The sequence below is a fragment of the Bradyrhizobium sp. USDA 372 genome (assembly GCF_053629095.1).
The window spans coordinates 5,880,913-5,900,817 of record NZ_JBRJHR010000001.1 but is presented as its reverse complement, the minus strand read 5'-3'; the positions used below and the strand labels follow the sequence as shown (position 1 = coordinate 5,900,817).

Here is a 19,905-nt window from a genome sequence, read left to right as displayed (position 1 = left end):
GGGTGGGCAAAGCGCAGCGTGCCCACGCACTATTGCTTGAGGAGAGAGATCGTGGGCACGGCGCGTTGCGCCTTTGCCCACCCTACGGCACCGCAGATGTGGCGCGAGTATTCCCCTCACTTCCCCGCGACGAAGTAAAAATCCTCCCGCCCCGGCGGCGATCCATATATGAACGGCTGCTGCTCGTGCTTGGTCGCGGCCCAGACGTCGTCGCGGACGATGTCGAACAATTTTCGGATCTCGACGCGCGGCTGCTTGATCTCGCGGGCGAGCGCGGTAGCGAACGGGCTGTTGGCGGCACCGTCGCCGTCCATCGCGGTCTCGCCGTGCTTGGCGGCGTAGACCACCATGAAGCCGGCACCGGGCTCGATGTTGGAAAAGCCCTTCTCCACCAGCTTCAGCGACAGGGTGCGTTGCATGGCCGGCGCGAAGGGATTGTCGCGGCAGGCATCGAGGACAACGAGGCGGACTTTCCGCGCGGCGCCGATCGCAGCGATCACCTGCTCGAGCGCGACGGCCTCGGTCTCGGCGTCCTTGTCGGCGGTGAGCCTGGCGTCGACCGGAACGAGATAGTTCACGCCGCCGATCTCAAAACCATGGCCGGCATAATAGACCACGGCCCAATCGGCTTTTTCCGCTTCCTCGGCGAAGGCCTTCAGAGTCTGAAAGAACGTGTCGCGGGTGAGGTCCTTGGTGTCGAGCACGGTCTGGAAGCCGAGGTCGCGCAGCACGCCCGCGATCAGCTTCGAATCGCGCGGCGGATTGGGCAGCGGGTGGGCGTTCTTGTAGGCGCCGTTGCCGATCACAAGCGCGACGCGACGGCCGGTCGTCGCGCCCGCCGCTTCTTTCGGCGACAGGGCGGCGAGCCGCTCCTGCGCGATGGCGCGGGCGCGCGCAACCTCGGTGTCGTCGAACCTCGTCAGCGAATAGGCCGCGGCGCGATAATCTGCGCGGGCCTGCGCGAGATCCTTCCGCCGCTCGTAGATCTGGCCGCGGCCGGAATGGGCGCGGACGTTGTTCGGGTTGATCTGGATGGCCGTGTTGTAATCCTTCAGCGCGGCCTCGAGGTCGCCCTTCATCATGCTGACGTCGGCGCGGTTGTTGATCGCGAACACGTTCCTGGGCTGCTTCTCGATCAGGCCGTTGCAATCGGCCAGGGCGCGGTCGAACTTGCCCATCATGCCGTAGGTGACGCAGCGATTGCCGGCGATCTGCGGCGCGGCCGCATCAATCTTCTCGGCCTCGGCGAAATCGGCGATGGCGCCGTCGAAATCCTTCATCAGCGTGCGCGCGCGGGCGCGATTGGTCCAGGCGAGCAGGAATTTGGGCGTGTACTTGATCGACAGGCTGAAATCGTCGATCGCGCTCTGCAGCGCGCCGCGGCGCGCGTGGATGACGCCGCGGTTGTTGTAGGGAACGCCATAGGCCGGGCGCTTCTGGAGCGCGAGGTTGTAGTCGGCCATCGCGAGATCCTCCTGTCCGCTGCGCTCATAGGCGAGGCCGCGCAGGTTGAGCGCGACGACGTTGTCCGGATCGAGGTCGATGGCCATGGACAGCGTCTCGATCGCGTGGACATGGTCGCGCTTGTTGAGCAGGATATTGCCGCGCACGGACAGGGCGATCGCCTTGTCCTTGCCGGTGAGACGATCGGCGTTCAGCAGGTTCTCGCAAACCGTGGCGCGGGCCTGCAGCTCGGCCTGACGGTCGCGGCACAAAGCGAGATCGTCGCCGGGTTGGGGATCGGCCGCGGCACTGCAAGTGCCGGCGGCGAGGACGGCGAGGATCAGGAATACGACGCGCAGCATGTTGTCAGGCCAGCTCCAGCCACCATTTGGTCGATCGTCGATCGCGCCGGTTCATCTAGCGCGGAGTTCCGCACCCCGCCAAGCGGGCCGGTTGCCGCGTCACCCCTGCGCGTCCTCACGGTCTCGTGTCCGCCCCGGCGTAACAATCGGCGGCTCGGCCCGTATCTCGGATGATGCGAAAACGTGGCCGGGCAGGCTGTTCGCCCGGTCCCGTCCACCCTAGACTGTCAGACCTCCCAAAAGAGGATTGCCGAAAGAGGATTGCCATGCGCCGAACCGCCCTCGCCACCCTGCTCGCCGCAACCACCGCCGTGACGCTGGCTTTCTTGATGCCGTCCCGGGCCGCGGAGGAGGCGGTCGTGATCCCAGCTCCCGCATTGGACGCTTCGCCCGCAAGCGGCATCCAGACCGCCGTGCTCGCCGGCGGCTGCTTCTGGGGCGTGCAAGGCGTCTTCCAGCACACGGCCGGCGTAGTCAACGCGGTGTCCGGTTATGCCGGCGGCACCAAGGCGACCGCCGACTATCAGGCGGTGTCGAGCGGCCGCACCGGCCATGCGGAATCGGTCGAGATCAAGTACGACCCGAAGAAGATCTCCTACGGCAAGATCCTCCAGATCTACTTCTCGGTGGTGCACGACCCGACCCAGCTCAACCGCCAGGGCCCCGACGTTGGCCCGCAATATCGCTCGGCCATCTTCACCACGTCGGACGAGCAGAAGAAGGTGGCGGAGGCCTATGTCGCCCAGCTCAACGGCGCGAAGGTGTTCAACAAGCCGATCGTGACCAAGATCGGCGCGCTGGAGGCGTTCTATCCGGCGGAGGCCTATCACCAGGACTATCTGACGCTGCACCCGAACCAGCCTTACATCGCCTATAACGACATCCCGAAGGTCGAGAACCTGAAAAAGCTGTTCGCGGATAACTACATTGAGAAGCCGACGCTGGTGAATGCCGGCAAGGCCACCAACTGATCGAAAGATCACCAAAGCAACGGGAGACCCATGCCCGACACCAAGACGAAAGCGACCGAGGACAAGGTCATCAAGAGCGAAGAGCAGTGGCGGCGCGAGCTATCGCCGATGCAATACGCCGTGCTGCGCGAGAAGGCGACCGAGCGTCCCTTCTCGGGCGAATATGAGCACGAGCACCGTACCGGCACTTATGTCTGTGCCGGCTGCGGCAACGTGCTGTTCGAGTCGGACGCCAAGTTCGATTCCGGCTGCGGCTGGCCGAGCTTCACCCAGCCCGCGGTCGAGAGCCACATCGACGAGGAGCGGGACACCAGCCACGGCATGATCCGCACCGAGGTGCTCTGCTCCAAATGCAGCGGCCATCTCGGCCACGTCTTCCCCGACGGCCCCGGGCCGACCCGCCTGCGCTATTGCATCAACTCCGCGGCGCTGAAGCTCGAGCCCAAATAACGCGGCGCGCCGCCGGGTTCCCCCGTGGAACCCGGCGGCGCGATGTGCTTTTCTGCTCTGGCGGTGCGGCCGATGATCGCATTCGGCGGCCGCCAGGGAGGATGCCATGACGCTTGGGACCATCCTGATCATCCTGGTGATCATCTATCTCGTCGGCGGCCTGTCCGGACGGTTCGGCGGCTACGGCTATGGCCTTGGTCATTCCGGCATGGGGATCGGCGGGGTCGTGCTGGTCATCCTGGTCGTGCTGCTGCTTCTTGGCAAAGTTTAAACCATATAAGTTATTGAAATATAAAGATTTTATTGGTCAGCGGAGCTGCCATGCGCGGATTCATCATCTCGCATCGCGGGGGTCGCATTTTTGTCAAATCGGCCTATATTAGAGGGCGACAATGACATGTGGCGGGCCCGCTCGATTGCGGCCCCTGCCCTCCCCAACCCCACGCGCTTAAAGCCCCAGAGAAGATCACGAGGTCTTTGACCATGCGTCCACTGCGTCCGTTCAACTTCAACACCTCCGCCGAGCTCTTCCCCGCCGCCATCCGCAAGAAGAAGCGCGCGGGCTTCACCTATCGCCGGTTCGGCACGGCGGCCGAGGCCGTGCAGTTCGCGATGGAGCAGTTGCCGACGGACTCGCTGAACGGCGCCTATCTCCAGGTCGAGGAAGCGCGCTTCGACCAGAACGGCATCCGCTCGCTGTACGAGAGCGATGCCTTCCCGCTGCCCCGCCGGCCCAAGCCGGCCCCGGCCGCGGAGACCGACGCCGACGCGGCGTAAGCTTTCGCAACAAAGTTCGATGTGCGCAGAAGGCGCGATGGCCGAAAGGTCGTCGCGCCTTTTGTGTTTTGGGGCTTTGTCCGGCCGTCATTGCGAGCGTAGCGAAGGAATCCAGAGTCCCTCCGCGGAAAGATTCTGGATTGCTTCGCTGCGCTCGCAATGACGACGCAGGGAGATCCGGCGCATTATCGACCAGTCGGACTCGCGGCGAGCGCTCTCAGCCAGGCTACATCCGCGGCTGCTTTTCCAGCCAGCGGCGCAAGAGGCGGACGTTGCGCATGTTGGCGCGGAACATGACGTCGAAGGCGTCGCCCGCGAACGGGACGAGGCCAACCACGCCGTCGACCGCGACATTGCCGAGCATGCGCGCCGTGATGTGCCAGGGCGCGCCCAGCGCGCGGGCCTCGCGCACCAGCCACAGCGAGATCGCGGTGGTGATGATGTCGCCGACGACGGGGATCAGGCCGATCAGCCCGTCGATGCCGTAGCGGATGTTGGTGCCGGGCAGGATGAAGGCGACGTCGAGCAGCTTGGCGATCGCCTCGAGCCGCGCGATCCGCTGCTCGCGGGTCAGATTGCCGAACGGGCCGCCTTGACCGAACTCGAAGCGAAACTCGCGAAATCCCTGCTCCAGGCTTTCGGGCCTGATCTCGTGGCCTTCCTGGTCGATGATCGGCCCGCGGGCCTCGTCGCGCGAAAAGCGCGCACGCGAGTTGCTCCCGGAACGGGATTTGCGCGGAGCGAGGATATCGTCGTCGGGCATGCCCATGGCCTGGAGTGAACGCGCCAGCGCGGCGGAGGTTGCTGCCGCGCGTCAGGTCGGCGCCGGCGCGGATTGCGTCTCCTCGACATAGCGATGCACGAGCCAGGATGAAATCACCGCCGGCACGAAACCCACGAGCCCGTACAGGATGAACTGCACCGCGCCCGAATCCGGCCCGCGCGAGCTGTAGGTGAGCGAGGCCAGGACGAAGGCGAACAGGCCGACCAGGAGCATCCGCAAGCCGGGACCGATCCGGCGGATGTGGAGCAGGATGTCGTCGACCGCGCCGATCATCAGCGAGGGGAGGAAGCCGAACAGGTAGCTGTATTGCAGGGTCTTGAAGAACACCGCGAAAAGCTTGCCGACCTCGGCGAGATTGGTCTGCGCCCAATAGCCGGACTGGTAGGTCGTCGTCAGCAGCAGCAGGAACCCGCCGACGAACGGGCCGACCAGCGCAAACACCAGATAGCGTTTCATCAAGCACCTCACACTTTGCCGGCGTTATAGCAGCGCAGCGGGAACCTTGAACAGCCGGCGCCGGGCGCCTTAAGGGGAACAAGTGGCAAGGCGATGAGTTCATGCTGGACCTGAATTCAACCCCTGACAGACTGGAGCCGCCGATGGCCCGCAAGATTCTCCTGGCGACGATCGCGCTGGCGGCCCTCAGCGGGCTGTCGACGTCACCCACGTTCGCCCAAGGCCATATGGGCACGCCGCAGGAGCAGCAGGCCTGCTCGCGCGATGCCCAGCGCTTCTGCCGCAAGGACCTCGGCAATGACGGCGCGGTGCAGAGCTGCCTGCAAGCCAACCGGGCCAAGCTGTCGAAGCCCTGCAGCAAGGTGTTTCAGAGCCACGGCATGTGAGGACGAACCCATCCCCGCGAATGGAGCGTGAAGCCATGTTGCACGACGAAGAGCTCTCGATCCTGCGGGACATCAGCCAGTCCGTCGCCTTCGCCGACGACCGGCAGGGCAAGATGGGGCAATTGATCGCCGACGGCTACGTGATGAAGGACGGCGATCTGTTCGAGCTGACGCCCAAGGGCGTCACCGCCGTCGAGGAACACGCCGCTTCGCTCGGCGCGAGCGATGCGGAACAGGCGCGGGCGTCGTAGGCTGGCTGATCTGATCGCGCACGACGTGACTGGCGTGCAACAATTGCGAATTCCTTTGTGTCGGCCATTGCGGGTGCGTGACAATGGCGCATACTTCGCTCGGGCGGCGCAGCACTTTCGATTCGAGCATCACGAAATCGAGCGACCACATGCGGGATTGAAGCTCCCGGCGTGAAGGCTGTGACATGCGGCAGATCAAGCCGCGTGCGGCGCCCCAAAACCAAGTGGCTCAACCCACGGAACTCGGGGACGCAACCTTCATGACGCGCTATCAGACCATCACCTCTCTCTTCGCCTTCGCCACTACCTTCGTACTCCAGACATCACCCAGTCTCGCCTTCTCGCAAGAAGCCCAGCAGATGTGCTCGGGTGACGCGATGCGGCTGTGCTCCAGCGAGATTCCCGACATCCCGCGCATCACCGCCTGCATGGTGCGGAACAAGGCCCATGTCAGCCCCGGCTGCCGCGCCGTGATGGACCGCGAGCACGCCGCCGCGGCGGCATCGCGCAAGCGGGAAGCCGCGGCGCAGTAGTCGTTCCATCCAAGATGTCATTCCGGGGCGGTGCGCAGCACCGAGCCCGGAATCCATCGGGCGGCAGTGACACGGTGAAATGGATTCCGGGCTCGCGCTACGCGCGCCCCGGAATGACAGAAGGGCTCAATCGCCCCACTGCGCGAAGGCGTCGTTGAAGGCGCGCTCGCCGGGGGCGCCCTTCTCGATGGCGATGATGGCGCGGCGCTGGTTGGCGTAGACCAGCGGCACGTCGAACCAGGAGCGCTCCTTCAGGAGCTGGACGTTGCGGGCGCGGTCGGCGTCGACATTGGAGAGGCCGACCAGGAAGAAGCCGTCGGTGACCTTGACCGCGAGGCCTGCCAGCGGCGTGCCGCGGGCCTGCTCGTTCGACTTCATTAAGATGCCCGGCACGTTGGAGACGCTGCCGCCGGGGAAATCCTGCGGCAGGATGAAGGTCAATTCCGCGGTGTGGCTCGCCGGCAGCGAGGAGTCGGTGTTGCGGCGGAACGACATCGTCATCTTGAACTTGCGGTCGGGGATCTCGATGTCGGCGCGCACGGCGAGGTCGGCCTTCTGGTTGCCCGAGGCCTTGATCGGCTCGAGCCGCCACACCACCGAGCCGACATATTGCTTGCCCTTCGGGTCGGACGGATCCTCGTCATAGAGCACGACCTTCTGCGCCACCGGCGCGACCGGCTGGTCGCTGGCCGAGGGCTGACCAACGCGATCGGGAATCTTGGGCTTGCTCTGCGGCTGCGCCGGGGTCGGCGTATCAGCCACTTGCGTCGCGGACGGCTTGAGAAAGCCGTTGACGATCTGGACCAGCTGCTTGCCCCAGAGGATGCCGGCGCCGACCAGGATGAGCACGATGCCGACGGCAATCGCGCTCTTGAACGGAAAGGCGGAGCGGGTGCGGGCGCGCTTCTTGACGTCGCGGTCGGGGGCAATGCGCGCACGCGGCGACGGCGGCTGCGGCGTGTAGCGCTCGGCCTCCTCGATCGACTCGTCGTAGGAATAGGGCGCCTCGGATTCGCCGGTGCGGTTTTCCAGGCTCGGCTCCAGCCGGTCGAATTCCGGCGAGGGCGAGGGCACGTTGGCGTAGGTGCGGCGCGCGGCGCGGCTGGCCTGCGCGGCGGCACCGCCGAGATCATTGGCATCGGCCGTGATGTCGCGGAAGCCGCGCACGCCGGGCGAGGACGGCAGCGGCGGCGGCGGTCCCACATCGGGCGGACGGCGCGCACCCTGGCGATCGCGCCCGGCCGGCGGCTCGGGCGGCGCGGGGGGAGGACCCGACGGGCGCGGGGCGTCGAAACGGGGCGCGCGCGGCGGACGCGGTGCCTCGCCCTGCTCGTCGACGTTGAAGGACGGGCGGTCGGCGCGCGGCGGCGTCGGGGCCGGACGCGTGCGCGGCGGCGCCGCAGCCGGGTTGCCCTCGGTGGCACGGGTGCTGGCGCGGCGGAAGGCATCGCCACTGCCGCCGCTACGGGCGCCGCCACCGGGACGCGAGGCCTCGCGGGCACGCTGGGCGGCCTCCGATTCGACCTTGCGGACGGCCTCCTCCAGCGACAGCCGTTCGCGGGTGATCTCGGATTCGGAGAGCGGCGGCTGCACGCTGCGCAGCTGCGCGATCAGGGCCGTGCGCGCCCGCTCATAGAGCGCGCGACGGCTTTCGCCGGGAGCGTTGGGGTCCAGGGCGGCAATAGCGCGGGCGATCAGCGGGTAGTAATCAGCCATTTCTACTCAACTATACGCGCGTCCCGGTAAGATATCGTTAAGCCTCAAACGGATTTTGCACCAGGATAGTATCTTCGCGTTCCGGGCTGGTGGAAAGCAGCGCAACCGGACATCCCACCAATTCCTCGATCCGCCGGACATATTTGATGGCCTGCGCCGGCAGGTCGGCCCAGGACCGCGCATTGGCGGTCGGCTCCTTCCAGCCCTCGATGGTCTCGTAGATCGGCTCGACGCGGGCCTGCGCGCCCTCGCCGGCCGGGAAATGGTCGATCTCCTTGCCGTCGAGCTTGTAACCGGTGCAGACCTCGATCGAATCGAAGCCGTCGAGGATGTCGAGCTTGGTCAGCGCGAGGCCATTGATGCCGCAGGTCCGGACCGCCTGGCGGACCAGCACGGCGTCGAACCAGCCGCAGCGGCGCGGGCGGCCGGTATTGGTGCCGAACTCGCGGCCGCGCTCGCCGATCTTGCGGCCGATCTCGTTGTCCTGTTCGGTCGGGAACGGGCCCTGGCCGACGCGGGTCGTGTAGGCCTTGCACAGGCCGAGCACGTAGCCGACCGCGCCCGGTCCGAGGCCAGCGCCGGTCGCGGCCTGGGCCGCCACCGTGTTGGACGAGGTGACGTAGGGATAGGTGCCGTGGTCGACGTCGAGCAGCGCGCCTTGCGCGCCCTCGAACAGCATGCGCTTGCCGGCGCGCCGCTCGATATCGAGCAGCCGCCAGACCGTCTCGGCATAGGGCAGCAGCTGCGGCGCCATCGCCATCAGCTCCTTCAGGATCACGGCGCTGTCGAATTCCGGCAGGTTGAGGCCGCGGCGCAGCGCGTTGTGGTGCGCCAGAAGGCGGTCGATCTTGTGCGGCAGCGTCTGATGATCGGCGAGATCCATCAGGCGGATGGCGCGGCGGCCGACCTTGTCTTCATAGGCCGGGCCGATGCCGCGGCGCGTGGTGCCGATCGCGGTCGCGGCGCTGGCGGATTCGCGATGCGCGTCGAGCTCGCGGTGCAGCGGCAGGATCAACGTGACGTTTTCCGCGACACGCAGATTGTCGGGGCTGACATCGACCCCCTGCGACCTGAGCCTGGCGACCTCGTCGAGGAAGGCGGCGGGGTCGAACACCACGCCGTTGCCGATCACCGACAGCTTGCCCTCGCGCAGCACGCCGGAGGGCAGGAGCGCGAGCTTGTAGGTCTTGCCGTTGATCACCAGCGTGTGGCCGGCATTATGGCCGCCCTGGAAGCGGACGACGATATCCGCCTGCTCCGACAACCAGTCGACGATCTTGCCCTTCCCTTCGTCGCCCCATTGGGCGCCGACGACGACAACATTGGCCATTCGCGGGTAATCCTGTTCAATCTGTCTCTAGAAGGCATGATCCTCGCGGAAAACCGGTGCCCACTCTTCCGGGATCATGCCTGCGCCCAGCCCAATCGGCGGCCGGAGCCGCCCGCACGCAAGGCAGCCAACCGGATAAAGGAAGCAGCCCCTCTAGGCAAGCAAGAACGGGGCTTTTTCGGGGTCCAAAGCCCGGTCCAAGCCCTTGATATCCGCGGAAAATCCCGACCCTTGCGGGCCGGCGTAGGCGGCTTCGACCAAAGCGTGAGAGGCCGCCTTCGCCGCTGGCATGGTCGCGATGCGTCCGCCCCCCGTTGCTGCAACCTCGTTTTCCGTGTCTTTGGACCTGCCGGGTGGATCAGCCGGCCCGGACCTCGCCGGGCCGGAGGGCTCGGCGTACTCGACGCGGGGCCCAACCATCACAATGTCCGCCACCGGCCACACCACGCATGCGGAAACATCCGGCCACAGCTGGATCGCCAACCAGCCTTACCTGCTGCTCAGCATCACCGCGCTGTGCTGGGCCGGCAACGCCATCGTCGGGCGGCTCGCCGCCGGCCACATTCCGCCGGTCACGCTGTCGTTCCTGCGCTGGTTCTTCGCCTTCCTGCTGGTGCTGCCGTTCGCCTGGAAGCACCTCGTGCAGGACTGGCCGGCGATCCGCGGCAAGCTCGGCCTGATGATCACGCTCTCGATCACCGGCATCGGCGCCTTCAACACGCTGCAATATTGGGCGCTGGAGCATACCCAGGCGCTTAATACGCTGCTGCTGCAATCGGCCGCGCCGCTGCTGGTGGCGCTGTGGTCGCTGGTCATCCTCGGCATCCGTCTTACCGCGGCTCAAGCCTTCGGCGTTCTGCTGTCGATGTGCGGCGTGCTGACCATCCTGCTCCACGGCGATTTCACCACGCTGTCGAGCATCGACTTCAACAAGGGCGACCTGATCTTCCTGCTCGCGCTCCTGATCTTCGCGCTCTATTCGGTGCTGTCATTGAAGCGGCCGCCGATGCACGGCCTCTCGTTCCTCGCCTTCACCTTCGGCTGCGGCGCCGCCTGTCTCATTCCGCTGGAGATCTGGGAACTGTCGGCACGCCCGGTGATGAAGCTCACCGGGCCGAATCTCCTGACCCTATTCTACGTCGCCGTCTTCCCCTCGGCGCTCGCCTATCTCTGCTTCAATCGCGGCGTGCGCCTGATCGGCGCCAACCGCACCGCGCCGTTCTTCCACGTCGTGCCGGTGTTCGGCTCGATCATGGCGATGGTGTTTCTGGGCGAGCACCCGCAGGCGTTCCACTTCATCGGCTTTGCATTGGTGCTGTCGGGCGTGTTCGCGGCGTCAAGGAAGCAGACGACGTAGGGGCTGCATTCATTCAAGCACAGGTGCCACAAGGGTGCCCCGCTACTTCGTCCTGAACTTGCTGTAGGCCTCGCTCGTCGCGATGATCACGTGCCCGGCGCAGCCGTTGACGCGATGCGGATCGGCTTCGCGCTCGTAGGCTTCCGAGGTCATCATGTCGAGAAAGGTCGAGACGGACGGGTAATGGACCAGCGCGACAAAGTCCCAATCGTTGCCCGCGTGAGGACCAAGCGCGACCGCCTTGGCTTCACCGGTCCAGAGCAGCGTGCCGCCGCGCGCCTTGATCATCGGCACCGCGATCGCGCTGTAGCGCAAATATGCGTCCCAGCCCGACCCGTTGCCGTCGCGCGAGCGCGCGTGGAAGCGCATCAGGTTCAGCATCACCACCGGCGCATTCGGATCGAGCCGCTCCAGGCCCTCGATGTTCAACATATTGACCGCCAATGGCACCTCCTTAAGGCTCGGCTGCATTGTAGCATTGCGGCGCTGTGACTTGTGCCACGACGCCGATCCGGCGCAAGCTTGCACAAAACGCCCATGACAATTGCTTCGCCCGCGCCACCGGCCGCCAATCCGGCCAGCTGGCTCAACAACCAGCCTTATCTGCTGCTCAGCCTGAGCTCGCTGTTCTGGGCCGGCAACATCGTGCTCGCGCGCCATGTCGGGGCGCATGTTCCGCCGCTGACGATCACCACCATCCGCTGGTTCGGCGTGTTCCTGATCCTGTTGCCGTTCGCCTGGCCGCATCTGAAGCGCGATTGGCCTGCCTTGCGCAAGAGCCTGCCGCTGATGCTGTTCCTGTCGCTAGTCGGCTTCGCCTTCAACAACGCGATCTCGTACTGGGCGCTGCAATACACCGAGGCGCTGAACGCGCTGTTGATCCAGTCGGCGGGTCCGCTGTTCGTGGCGCTGTGGTCGCTGGTGCTGTTCGGCGTGCGGCTCACCGGCGCGCAGCTCGGCGGCATTGCGATCTCGCTGCTCGGCGTGCTGATCATCATCCTGCGCGGCGATCTCGCGGCGCTGGCAAGCATCAGCTTCAACAGGGGCGACATCATGTTCGCCTCCTCGCTGGTGGCGTTCGGGCTCTACTCGGCTTTCATCCCGCGCCGGCCGAAGATCCACCAGCTCTCGTTCCTGTCCTTCACCACCTGCTGCGGCGCGACGATGCTGCTGCCGACCGCGATCTGGGGAGGCGGCAAGCGGCAGCGTGCTGCAATTCGACGCGATCACGCTGGCGACGCTGGGCTACATCCTGATCTTTCCCTCCACCCTCGCCTATCTCTTCTTCAACCGCGGCGTGGCGCTGATCGGGCCGAACCGTGCGGCGCCGTTCTTCCATCTGGTGCCGGTGTTCGGCTCGGCGCTGGCGATCCTGCTGCTGGGTGAGAAGCTCCAGCCGTTCCACCTGATCGGTTACGCCCTGGTGCTCGCCGGCGTCGTGCTTGCATCGCGCCGGGGCTCGGCGATGAAGTAATTCCGCGCGACGGACGCGGTCACGACCTATAGCCATCTTCCGATTCCCCTTTGGACAAGCTAGGTTCCCCGCCAACCAAAAAGAGGGAACGACCAGACATGATTTCAGGGCTGATCCGAAACCTGCGGACCGTCGCCGCGGCCGCGCTGTGCCTCACGGCAGCATCCACCGCTCACGCCGACACCTATCCCAGCCGCAACATCACGCTGGTGCTGCCGTTCGCGGCCGGCAGCGGCACCGACACCACGACGCGGCTGATCTCGCAGCATCTGTCGCAGGCGCTCGGCGTTCCCATCGTGATCGAGAACAAGGCGGGGGCCAACGGCATGCTGGCCGCGACCTATGTCGCGAAGGCCGCTCCCGACGGCTACACGCTGCTGGTGACGACCAACACCACGCATTCGGCCAATCCCTATCTGCTCAAGAGCCTCACTTACGATCCGGTCAAGGATTTCACCCCGATCGCGCGCACCGGCGACCTGCCCTTCATGCTGGTCATCAATCCCGATGTGCCGGCCAAGACGGTCGGAGAGCTGGTGGCCTACGGCAAGGCCAATCCGGGCAAGCTGAGCTACGCCTCCGGCTCGTCCTCGGCGATCGTGTCGGGCGCGACCTTCGCGCACAATGCCGGGCTCGACCTCTTGCACGTGCCCTACAAGAGCTCGCCGCCGGCGCTCAACGACGTCATGGGCGGCCGCGTCTCGATGATGTTCGTCGACATCCTGACCGGCCTGCCCCACGTCAACGGCAACGCCCTGCGCGCGCTCGCGGTCACCACCAAGGACCGCTCGCCGCTGGTGCCGCATCTGCCCTCGATGCAGGAGGCCGGCGTGCCGGACTTCGACATCTCGTCCTGGCAGGGCTATTTCGGCCCCGCCGGCATGCCGAAGGAGATCGTGACGCGGCTCAACACCGAGATCCGCAAGATCATCGAGAATCCGGAGGTCAAGGCCAAGCTCGCCACGCTCGGCATGGACGCCTTCTCCGGCACGCCGGAGCAGCTCGGCACCTTCGTGAACGAGCAGCTGGTGCTGTGGGAGAAGCTGATCACCAACGCGAAGATCGAGAAGCAGTAGCGCGGTGTCGTAGGGTGGGCAAAGCGTAGCGTGCCCACCAACCGTCGCGAATCAAGAGAAATGGTGGGCACGACGCTTCGCGTCTTTGCCCACCCTACGAATACAGCGCACTTACGCCGCGCGGACCTTGGCGAGGAAGCCATCCACGGCATTGCGCAGCGCGCCGGACTGATTGTCCAGCTCGCGGGCATTGCTGAGCACGTCGGTGGCCGCGCTACCGGTCGCTTCCGCGGCCGAGGTGACGCTGCCGATATGGGCGTTGATCTCGCTCGATCCGGCCGCGACCGACTGGATGTTGCGCGCGATCTCGCGCGTCGCTTCGCCCTGCTGCTCGATCGATGCGGAAATGCCGGCGGTGATCTCGCTCATCTCGGCGATCGTCTGGGTGATGCCGGAGATGGCCGCCACCGCGTCGCCGGTCGAGGTCTGCATCGCCGCGACCTGGGCGGAGATCTCTTCGGTCGCTTTCGCGGTCTGGTTGGCGAGCGCCTTGACCTCGGAGGCGACCACGGCGAAGCCGCGGCCGGACTCGCCGGCCCGCGCCGCCTCGATGGTGGCGTTGAGCGCGAGCAAATTGGTCTGCGCCGCGATCGAGTGAATGAGCTTGACCACCTCGCCGATCTTCTCGGCTCCGGTGGAGAGCTCCTGCACCGTGGCGTTGGTGCGCTCGGCATCGGTGACGGCACGGCTCGCAACTTCAGTCGAGCGCGTGACCTGGCGGGAGATTTCCGCAACCGAGCTCGACAGCTCTTCGGCGGCGGCGGCAACGGTGCCGACATTGCCGGACGCCTTCTGCGAGGCGGCACCGACGGTCGCCGCGCGCGAAGAGGCGTCGCTGGCGGTCGCGGTCATCGATTGCGCCGTGGTCTGCATGCCGGCTGCGGCCGAAGAGACCGAGCGGACGATGCCGTTGACGCTGCGCTCGAAGTCGTCGGCGATCTCCTCCATGGCGCTGCGGCGTTCCGCCGCGGCGCGTTCCTTGGCGTCCGCCTCGGTCCTCTCGAGGTCGCGGATGCGGACCGCGTTGTCCTTGAAGATCTGGACGGTCGCCGCCATCGCGCCGACCTCGTCGCCGCGGCCGACGCCGGGGATATCACCCTCGAGCTTGCCGTCGGCGAGATCCTTCATGCGGGTGCCGAGCCGGGCGAGCGGAGCACTGATGCTGCGGCCGATCAGCCAGGCGACGCTGCCGGCAACGATGACGATGCCGAGCACCGCCAGTCCGAGCAGCCAGTAGACCGGGCCCATCTTGGCGTCGATGTCGTCGAGATAGGCGCCGGTGCCGAGATACATGTCGAAGCCGGGCACCGCGACGGCATAACCGATCTTGCGGATCGGGGTTTCCTGGCCGGGCTTCATATATTCATAGTGAAGCAGAATCTCGCCGTTGGCCTTGACGCCGTTCATCAATTCCAGCGACAGCTTGCGGCCGTTGGTCACGACGTCCATTCGGTTGGTGCCGATCACCTTCGGATCGGGCGCAAGCTGGGTGAGACCGTCATAGGACGTGCCGAACAGGTAGCCGGCACCCTTGTCGTAGGTCATCGCGTTGCCGTAGCGGCGAAGCTCGGCCATCGCGGCGTCCTTCGTCATCTCGCCGGCATCGACGCGCTTCTTCAACGCGGCGGCATAGTTGCGCGCCAGCTCGACGATCGCCTTGGCCTGGTCGATGCGCGCATTCACCATCTCGCGCTTCATCAGGTAGCCGGCGAGAACTCCGGAGATGCAGAGGCCGAACAGCGTGACGCCGACGAGAATGCCAAGCTTCGGCGCGATCTTCAGATTGCTCAACTTCACGGGTTAGCTCCGGCAATAATGGTAAGGGCGCACGACGAGATCGATCAAATTCGAATCAAGGTTTAGTGGCGGAGCCCTTAGCAAGTTACTTACGTACCTCCGTAAAAGCCCCGACCTTGCTCGGAAAAGCGGAAAGATACCTCGCTCGCGACAACCATGAATTGTACGCGCCCGCCCCGATTTCGCGTAAAAGACGCAAAGGCTCGTCACGAAGGCGGGCCACGACAAGAAACCAATCGGGAGCAGAGAATGCCGAAATACAGGGTGGTGACGCCGAAGGGTGCGAGCTTCACGGTCGCGGGCAGCGATTATTCCTATGAGCGCGAGGCGCTCGATCCGATCGATGCCGAGATCATCGAGGCGCCGGCCGACGAGGCCGGGTTCATCGCCGCCGCGAAAAATGCCGACGCGATCTACGCCAAAGGCATCCCGATCACCAAGTCGATCATCGACGCACTCGAGAGCTGCAAGGTCATCACGCTCGGCTCGGTCGGCGTCGACAGTGTCGACGTCAAGGCCGCCACTGCCCGCGGCATTCCGGTCACCAACATCCCCGACACGTTCATCGAGGAGGTCGCCGACCACGCCATGATGCTGCTGCTCGCGGGCTTCCGCCGCCTGGTCGAGCAGGACCGCATGGTGCGCGACGGCCGCTGGGCCGAGGGCCGGCCGGCGCTGCTCAAGATCCCGAGGCTGATGGGCCAGACGCTCGGCTTCGTCTCGTTCGGCCGCGTCGCGCGTGCGGTTGCGAAACGCGCAGCGCCCTTCGGCCTGCGCATGATGGCCTACGATCCCTTCATCCAGGAAACGCTGATGTACGACCACGGCGTCATCCCGGCGACGCTGAACGAGGTGCTGTCGCAATCCGACTTCGTCTCGATGCATGCCCCTGCACGGCCCGAGGTGCACCACATGCTGACCGAGAAGCACTTCCGGCAGATGAAGAAAGGCTCGATCTTCATCAACACCGGCCGCGGCGCCACCGTGGACGAGGAGAGCCTGATCAAGGCGCTGCAGGAGGGCTGGATCGCACACGCCGCCCTCGACGTGCTGGAAAAGGAGCCGCCCTCGCACAACAATCCCCTGCTCGGCATGGAGAACGTGACCTTGACCGCCCATGTCGCCTCGGCCTCGGCACGGTTCGACGAGGCGCGCAAGCGGCGGGTGGGCTACGAATTGTCACTGGTGCTTCAGGGCATGTGGCCGGTAAGCTGTGTCAATCCGTCGGTGCTGCAGAACACCGCGCTCCGCCGCTGGCAGCCCGTCAGCATGGATCGCGGACCGAACAGCTAGGCGGCCGGCGCATCAGCGCCCACGACCGAAACGGCCCTTCACCGGCGATCAACGCCGGGAAGGGAGACATCATAGGGAGGAACTGATGAGGAACGACATCACACGTCGTGATGCCTTGGTGCTGGGCCTGTCCGCTGCAACGCTCGCGGCCACCGGTGCTGCAGCGCAAACATCGAATATCAAGGCTGCCGACGTCCCGGCACCCAAGCTCGACATCGAAAAGGGCGCGTCCTTGCGCATGCTGCGCCCGGTGCGTTTCGTCCAGGCGGACGAGGACGTGTTCCGCGCCAATGCCGCAAAGTTCACCAAGGACACCGGGGTCGAGGTCAAGGTCGACTTCGTCGGCTGGGAAGACATCAACCAGCAGACCGCGGTGACCTCGAATTCCGGCGCCGGCCCCGACATCATCATCGGCTTCTCCGACGCGCCCCATATCTACATCGACAAGCTGATCGAGCTCACCGACGTCGCCGACTATCTCGGCAAGAAGTATGGCGGCTGGCTGCCGCTGGCGCAACGCTACGGCAAGAAGAACAAGAGCGTATCCTGGATCGGACTGCCGTTCGGCGCCACCGCGGGTCCCCTGATCTACCGCAAGTCGGTCCTGCAATCGGTCGGCTTCGACAAGGTTCCGGAAGACCATGCCGGCGTGGTCGACCTCTGCCGCAAGCTGCACAAGGCCGGCAAGCCGGCCGGCTTCGCGCTCGGCAACGCCAAGGGCGACGGCAACGGCTTCGCCAACTGGGCGCTGTGGTCGCACAACGCCTCCCTGCTCGACGAGGAGGGCAACGTCACCATCAACAGCAAGGAGACGATCGCCGCGCTCAACTGGGTCAAGGAGCTTTATCCGACCTTCATCGCCGGCACGCCGTCCTGGAACGACGTCAGCAACAACCGGGCGTATTCCTCGCAGGAGATCGCGCTGACGGCCAACGGCGTCTCGCTGTACTTCTCGCTGAAGAACGATCCGGCCACCAAGGCCATCGCCGAGGACAGCGAGCATCAGCTGCTGCCGAAGGGCCTGGCCAAGGTCTCGCCGATGGCGGGCCTGACATTGAACGCCATGGTGTTCAAGCACAGCCCGTACCCCAACGCCGCCAAGGCCTTCCTGCAATACATGCTGGAGAGGGACCAATACGAGCCGTGGCTCAATGCCAATTCCGGCTACTGGTCCCAGCCGCTGGCTGCCTATGCCGAGGCTGCCGTGTGGTCGCAGGATCCGAAGGTGAGCCTGTTCAAGAACACGATGAACAGCACCTACTATGACGGCTACAAGGGGCCGATCTCGACGGCGACCGGCGCGGTCAGCGCCGATTACGTGCTGATTCAGATGTGCGCGTCCGTCGCCACCGGCGCTGCCACGCCGGAAGCCGCGGCCGCCGAAGCCGAGCAGCGCTGCAAGCGCTACTTCCGACGGCAGAAGTGACGGCCGATAGGCCGTCATTGCGAGGAGCCCTTGCGACGAAGCAATCCAGACTTTCACCGCGGAAGCACACTGGATTGCTTCGCTTCGCTCGCAATGACGGCGTGTTGAATTTCAAGAACAGGACAACACACTAATGTCCGTGACCACCCTCTCCTCCGCCGCACTGGCACAACGGCAGCCGAACTGGATCGTGCGGCTGTTCGACTACAAGCCGTTCCTGATCGCGATGTGCCTTGCGCCCGCGCTCGGGCTGCTCACCGTGTTCCTGACCTATCCGCTCGGGCTCGGCGTCTGGCTCGCCTTCACCGACACCACGATCGGCCGGCGCGGCATCTTCGTCGGGCTCGAGAATTTCCAGTACCTGCTGACCGATCCCTTGTGGTGGAACGCGGTATTCTACAGCGTGTTCTACACGGGGGTGGCGACCGTCGGGAAATTCGCGCTCGGCTTCTGGCTCGCCCTGCTGCTTAACAACCATTTCCCGTTCAAGAGCCTACTGCGCGCCATCGTGCTGCTGCCCTGGATCGTCCCGACGGTGCTCTCGGCGCTGGCGTTCTGGTGGATCTACGATCCGCAGTTCTCGATCATCTCGTATCTCCTGGTCGACGTTCTGCACTGGAAGTCGAGCAATATCGACTTCCTCGGCTCGCCCTGGCCGGCGCGCTTCTCGCTGATCGCCGCCAACATCTGGCGCGGCATTCCCTTCGTCGCGATCTCGCTGCTGGCGGGCCTGCAGACCATCTCGCCCTCGCTCTACGAGGCCGCAATGCTCGACGGGGCCAGCGCCTGGCAGCGCTTCCGCTACATCACCTTCCCGATGATGATGCCGATCCTCGCCATCGTCATGACGTTCTCGATCATCTTCACATTCACCGACTTCCAGCTGGTCTACGCCATCACCCGCGGCGGCCCGGTGAACTCGACCCACCTCTTGGCGACACTGGCGTTCCAGCGCGGCATCGCCGGCGGCGAGCTCGGCGAAGGCGCGGCGATCGCGGTGTCGATGATCCCGTTCCTGGTGTTCGCGACGCTGTTCTCCTATTTCGGCCTGGCGCGCCGCAAATGGCAGCAGGGAGAGGCCAATGACTGACACCGTCGCACAACCGACTGTCGCCGACGCAAAGGCCCCACCCGACACCATGGCCTGGGATTCCGGGCTGCGGCGGCTGATGATGATCTACCTGCCGCTCGGCTGCTTCGTGCTGATCCTGCTGTTTCCGTTCTACTGGATGGCGATCACCTCGTTCAAGCCGAACGCGGAACTCATGAACTACCGGGACAACAACCCGTTCTGGATCTCCTCGCCGACGCTGGCGCACATCAAGCATCTGTTGTTCAACACCGCCTATCCGCAATGGTTGAAGACGACGATGCTGGTCGCGATCGGCTCGACCACGCTGTCGCTGATCGCGTCTACGCTAGCGGCCTATGCGATCGAGCGCCTGCGCTTCCGCGGCAGTCCCTATGTTGGCCTCGGCATTTATCTCGCCTATCTGGTGCCGCCATCGATCCTGTTCATTCCGCTCGCGACCGTCGTGGTGCAGTTCGGCCTGTTCGACTCGCCGCTGGCCCTGATCCTGGTCTATCCGACCTTCCTGGTGCCGTTCTGCACCTGGCTCCTGATCGGCTATTTCAAGTCGATTCCTTACGAGCTCGAGGAATGCGCGCTGGTCGACGGCGCGACGCGGCTGCAGATCCTGCGCCGGATCACGCTGCCGCTCGCGGTACCCGGGCTGATCTCGGCCGGCATCTTCTCCTTCACGCTGTCCTGGAACGAGTTCATCTACGCGCTCGCCTTCATCCAGAGCGGCGCCAACAAGACGGTGCCGGTCGCGATCCTGACCGAGCTCGTCACCGGCGACGTCTATCAATGGGGTGCGCTGATGGCGGGATCGCTGCTCGGCTCGCTGCCGGTCGCGATCTTCTACTCGCTGTTCGTGGATTATTACGTGTCATCGCTGACGGGGGCGGTAAAGGAGTAGACGAAGCTGCGGCCTTTGGCCCGGCTTCACAATCCTGCAAC

At 65.3% G+C, this 19,905-nt stretch carries 20 protein-coding genes and 1 pseudogene; 14 read left to right on the top strand and 7 right to left on the bottom strand.

The window, feature by feature from the left end; all coding sequences use genetic code 11:
• Positions 1-116: 116 nt before the first annotated feature.
• Positions 117-1,805, bottom strand: coding sequence for a caspase family protein (locus AB7M16_RS27600; RefSeq protein WP_453945623.1), 1,689 nt, complete (start codon positions 1,803-1,805; stop codon positions 117-119).
• A gap of 266 nt (positions 1,806-2,071) precedes the next feature.
• On the opposite strand from AB7M16_RS27600, the gene msrA reads away from it, so the two are divergent.
• The 4 genes from msrA to AB7M16_RS27580 all read left to right on the top strand — a co-directional run bounded on the left by msrA (position 2,072) and on the right by AB7M16_RS27580 (position 4,003).
• On the top strand, positions 2,072-2,776 hold the full coding sequence (gene msrA / locus AB7M16_RS27595; RefSeq protein ID WP_172784690.1) for a peptide-methionine (S)-S-oxide reductase MsrA: 705 nt from the start codon (positions 2,072-2,074) through the stop codon (positions 2,774-2,776).
• Positions 2,777-2,806: 30 nt separating this feature from the next.
• Positions 2,807-3,226: a peptide-methionine (R)-S-oxide reductase MsrB gene (gene msrB, locus AB7M16_RS27590; RefSeq protein ID WP_453945622.1), complete on the top strand. Its 420-nt coding sequence runs from the start codon at positions 2,807-2,809 to the stop codon at positions 3,224-3,226.
• Between the two features lie 106 nt (positions 3,227-3,332).
• The gene (locus AB7M16_RS27585) at positions 3,333-3,497 is read left to right on the top strand and encodes a DUF3309 family protein (protein WP_172784692.1); all 165 of its coding nucleotides are present in this window, start codon (positions 3,333-3,335) and stop codon (positions 3,495-3,497) included.
• A gap of 212 nt (positions 3,498-3,709) precedes the next feature.
• Positions 3,710-4,003, top strand: a complete 294-nt coding sequence (locus tag AB7M16_RS27580; protein ID WP_024337713.1) for a hypothetical protein — start codon at positions 3,710-3,712, stop codon at positions 4,001-4,003.
• A gap of 226 nt (positions 4,004-4,229) precedes the next feature.
• Here AB7M16_RS27580 and AB7M16_RS27575 read toward each other — a convergent pair whose 3' ends face one another.
• A complete protein-coding gene (locus AB7M16_RS27575; RefSeq protein WP_453945621.1) occupies positions 4,230-4,772 on the bottom strand; it encodes a DUF4112 domain-containing protein in 543 nt (180 codons plus the stop codon).
• Positions 4,773-4,817: 45 nt separating this feature from the next.
• On the bottom strand, positions 4,818-5,243 hold the full coding sequence (locus tag AB7M16_RS27570; RefSeq protein WP_453945620.1) for a DUF5413 family protein: 426 nt from the start codon (positions 5,241-5,243) through the stop codon (positions 4,818-4,820).
• Between the two features lie 143 nt (positions 5,244-5,386).
• On the opposite strand from AB7M16_RS27570, the gene AB7M16_RS27565 reads away from it, so the two are divergent.
• From AB7M16_RS27565 to AB7M16_RS27555, 3 genes are all read left to right on the top strand, one after another.
• Positions 5,387-5,629, top strand: a complete 243-nt coding sequence (locus AB7M16_RS27565; RefSeq protein ID WP_172784696.1) for a cysteine rich repeat-containing protein — start codon at positions 5,387-5,389, stop codon at positions 5,627-5,629.
• 35 nt (positions 5,630-5,664) lie between these two features.
• Positions 5,665-5,880: a hypothetical protein gene (locus AB7M16_RS27560; protein ID WP_172784697.1), complete on the top strand. Its 216-nt coding sequence runs from the start codon at positions 5,665-5,667 to the stop codon at positions 5,878-5,880.
• A 260-nt stretch (positions 5,881-6,140) separates the two neighbouring features.
• Positions 6,141-6,413 (top strand): hypothetical protein, encoded by a 273-nt coding sequence (locus AB7M16_RS27555; protein WP_271501752.1) that lies wholly within the window; start codon positions 6,141-6,143, stop codon positions 6,411-6,413.
• Positions 6,414-6,539: 126 nt separating this feature from the next.
• On the opposite strand, the gene AB7M16_RS27550 is transcribed toward AB7M16_RS27555, so the two are convergent.
• Together AB7M16_RS27550 and AB7M16_RS27545 are read right to left on the bottom strand one after the other, a co-directional pair.
• Complete coding sequence (locus AB7M16_RS27550; protein ID WP_453945619.1) at positions 6,540-8,129, bottom strand: hypothetical protein; 1,590 nt, start codon at positions 8,127-8,129, stop codon at positions 6,540-6,542.
• Positions 8,130-8,166: 37 nt separating this feature from the next.
• Positions 8,167-9,459 carry an adenylosuccinate synthase gene (locus AB7M16_RS27545; protein ID WP_172784700.1) on the bottom strand — a complete coding sequence of 431 codons (1,293 nt, stop codon included), beginning with the start codon at positions 9,457-9,459 and terminating at the stop codon, positions 8,167-8,169.
• Positions 9,460-9,883: 424 nt separating this feature from the next.
• Between AB7M16_RS27545 and AB7M16_RS27540 the strand changes: the two genes are divergently transcribed.
• The gene (locus AB7M16_RS27540; protein ID WP_453945618.1) at positions 9,884-10,816 is read left to right on the top strand and encodes a DMT family transporter; all 933 of its coding nucleotides are present in this window, start codon (positions 9,884-9,886) and stop codon (positions 10,814-10,816) included.
• Between the two features lie 42 nt (positions 10,817-10,858).
• Here AB7M16_RS27540 and AB7M16_RS27535 read toward each other — a convergent pair whose 3' ends face one another.
• Positions 10,859-11,260, bottom strand: a complete 402-nt coding sequence (locus tag AB7M16_RS27535) for a DUF1330 domain-containing protein (protein ID WP_453945617.1) — start codon at positions 11,258-11,260, stop codon at positions 10,859-10,861.
• 93 nt (positions 11,261-11,353) lie between these two features.
• Between AB7M16_RS27535 and AB7M16_RS27530 the strand changes: the two are divergent.
• A pseudogene (locus tag AB7M16_RS27530) lies at positions 11,354-12,290 on the top strand (DMT family transporter).
• Positions 12,291-12,388: 98 nt separating this feature from the next.
• A complete protein-coding gene (locus tag AB7M16_RS27525) occupies positions 12,389-13,366 on the top strand; it encodes a Bug family tripartite tricarboxylate transporter substrate binding protein (protein ID WP_212254319.1) in 978 nt (325 codons plus the stop codon).
• 111 nt (positions 13,367-13,477) lie between these two features.
• On the opposite strand, the gene AB7M16_RS27520 is transcribed toward AB7M16_RS27525, so the two are convergent.
• Positions 13,478-15,163, bottom strand: a complete 1,686-nt coding sequence (locus AB7M16_RS27520) for a methyl-accepting chemotaxis protein (protein WP_453945616.1) — start codon at positions 15,161-15,163, stop codon at positions 13,478-13,480.
• Positions 15,164-15,412: 249 nt separating this feature from the next.
• On the opposite strand from AB7M16_RS27520, the gene AB7M16_RS27515 reads away from it, so the two are divergent.
• From AB7M16_RS27515 to AB7M16_RS27500, 4 genes are all read left to right on the top strand, one after another.
• Positions 15,413-16,456, top strand: coding sequence for a C-terminal binding protein (locus tag AB7M16_RS27515; protein ID WP_260382171.1), 1,044 nt, complete (start codon positions 15,413-15,415; stop codon positions 16,454-16,456).
• An 85-nt stretch (positions 16,457-16,541) separates the two neighbouring features.
• Positions 16,542-17,882 (top strand): ABC transporter substrate-binding protein, encoded by a 1,341-nt coding sequence (locus tag AB7M16_RS27510; protein ID WP_453945615.1) that lies wholly within the window; start codon positions 16,542-16,544, stop codon positions 17,880-17,882.
• A gap of 133 nt (positions 17,883-18,015) precedes the next feature.
• Positions 18,016-18,972 (top strand): carbohydrate ABC transporter permease, encoded by a 957-nt coding sequence (locus AB7M16_RS27505; protein WP_212254315.1) that lies wholly within the window; start codon positions 18,016-18,018, stop codon positions 18,970-18,972.
• Entirely contained in the window at positions 18,965-19,864 is a 900-nt protein-coding gene (locus AB7M16_RS27500; protein ID WP_453945614.1) for a carbohydrate ABC transporter permease, read from the top strand. Before AB7M16_RS27505 ends, AB7M16_RS27500 begins: the two co-directional genes overlap by 8 nt.
• Positions 19,865-19,905: the final 41 nt, after the last annotated feature.

Coding starts and splice junctions, on each gene's coding strand:
- AB7M16_RS27600 (WP_453945623.1), bottom strand. CDS start 1,805: ATGCTGCGCGTCGTATTCCTGATCCTCGCCGTCCTCGCCGCCGGCACT.
- msrA (WP_172784690.1), top strand. CDS start 2,072: ATGCGCCGAACCGCCCTCGCCACCCTGCTCGCCGCAACCACCGCCGTG.
- msrB (WP_453945622.1), top strand. CDS start 2,807: ATGCCCGACACCAAGACGAAAGCGACCGAGGACAAGGTCATCAAGAGC.
- AB7M16_RS27585 (WP_172784692.1), top strand. CDS start 3,333: ATGACGCTTGGGACCATCCTGATCATCCTGGTGATCATCTATCTCGTC.
- AB7M16_RS27580 (WP_024337713.1), top strand. CDS start 3,710: ATGCGTCCACTGCGTCCGTTCAACTTCAACACCTCCGCCGAGCTCTTC.
- AB7M16_RS27575 (WP_453945621.1), bottom strand. CDS start 4,772: ATGGGCATGCCCGACGACGATATCCTCGCTCCGCGCAAATCCCGTTCC.
- AB7M16_RS27570 (WP_453945620.1), bottom strand. CDS start 5,243: ATGAAACGCTATCTGGTGTTTGCGCTGGTCGGCCCGTTCGTCGGCGGG.
- AB7M16_RS27565 (WP_172784696.1), top strand. CDS start 5,387: ATGGCCCGCAAGATTCTCCTGGCGACGATCGCGCTGGCGGCCCTCAGC.
- AB7M16_RS27560 (WP_172784697.1), top strand. CDS start 5,665: ATGTTGCACGACGAAGAGCTCTCGATCCTGCGGGACATCAGCCAGTCC.
- AB7M16_RS27555 (WP_271501752.1), top strand. CDS start 6,141: ATGACGCGCTATCAGACCATCACCTCTCTCTTCGCCTTCGCCACTACC.
- AB7M16_RS27550 (WP_453945619.1), bottom strand. CDS start 8,129: ATGGCTGATTACTACCCGCTGATCGCCCGCGCTATTGCCGCCCTGGAC.
- AB7M16_RS27545 (WP_172784700.1), bottom strand. CDS start 9,459: ATGGCCAATGTTGTCGTCGTCGGCGCCCAATGGGGCGACGAAGGGAAG.
- AB7M16_RS27540 (WP_453945618.1), top strand. CDS start 9,884: ATGTCCGCCACCGGCCACACCACGCATGCGGAAACATCCGGCCACAGC.
- AB7M16_RS27525 (WP_212254319.1), top strand. CDS start 12,389: ATGATTTCAGGGCTGATCCGAAACCTGCGGACCGTCGCCGCGGCCGCG.
- AB7M16_RS27515 (WP_260382171.1), top strand. CDS start 15,413: ATGCCGAAATACAGGGTGGTGACGCCGAAGGGTGCGAGCTTCACGGTC.
- AB7M16_RS27510 (WP_453945615.1), top strand. CDS start 16,542: ATGAGGAACGACATCACACGTCGTGATGCCTTGGTGCTGGGCCTGTCC.
- AB7M16_RS27505 (WP_212254315.1), top strand. CDS start 18,016: ATGTCCGTGACCACCCTCTCCTCCGCCGCACTGGCACAACGGCAGCCG.
- AB7M16_RS27500 (WP_453945614.1), top strand. CDS start 18,965: ATGACTGACACCGTCGCACAACCGACTGTCGCCGACGCAAAGGCCCCA.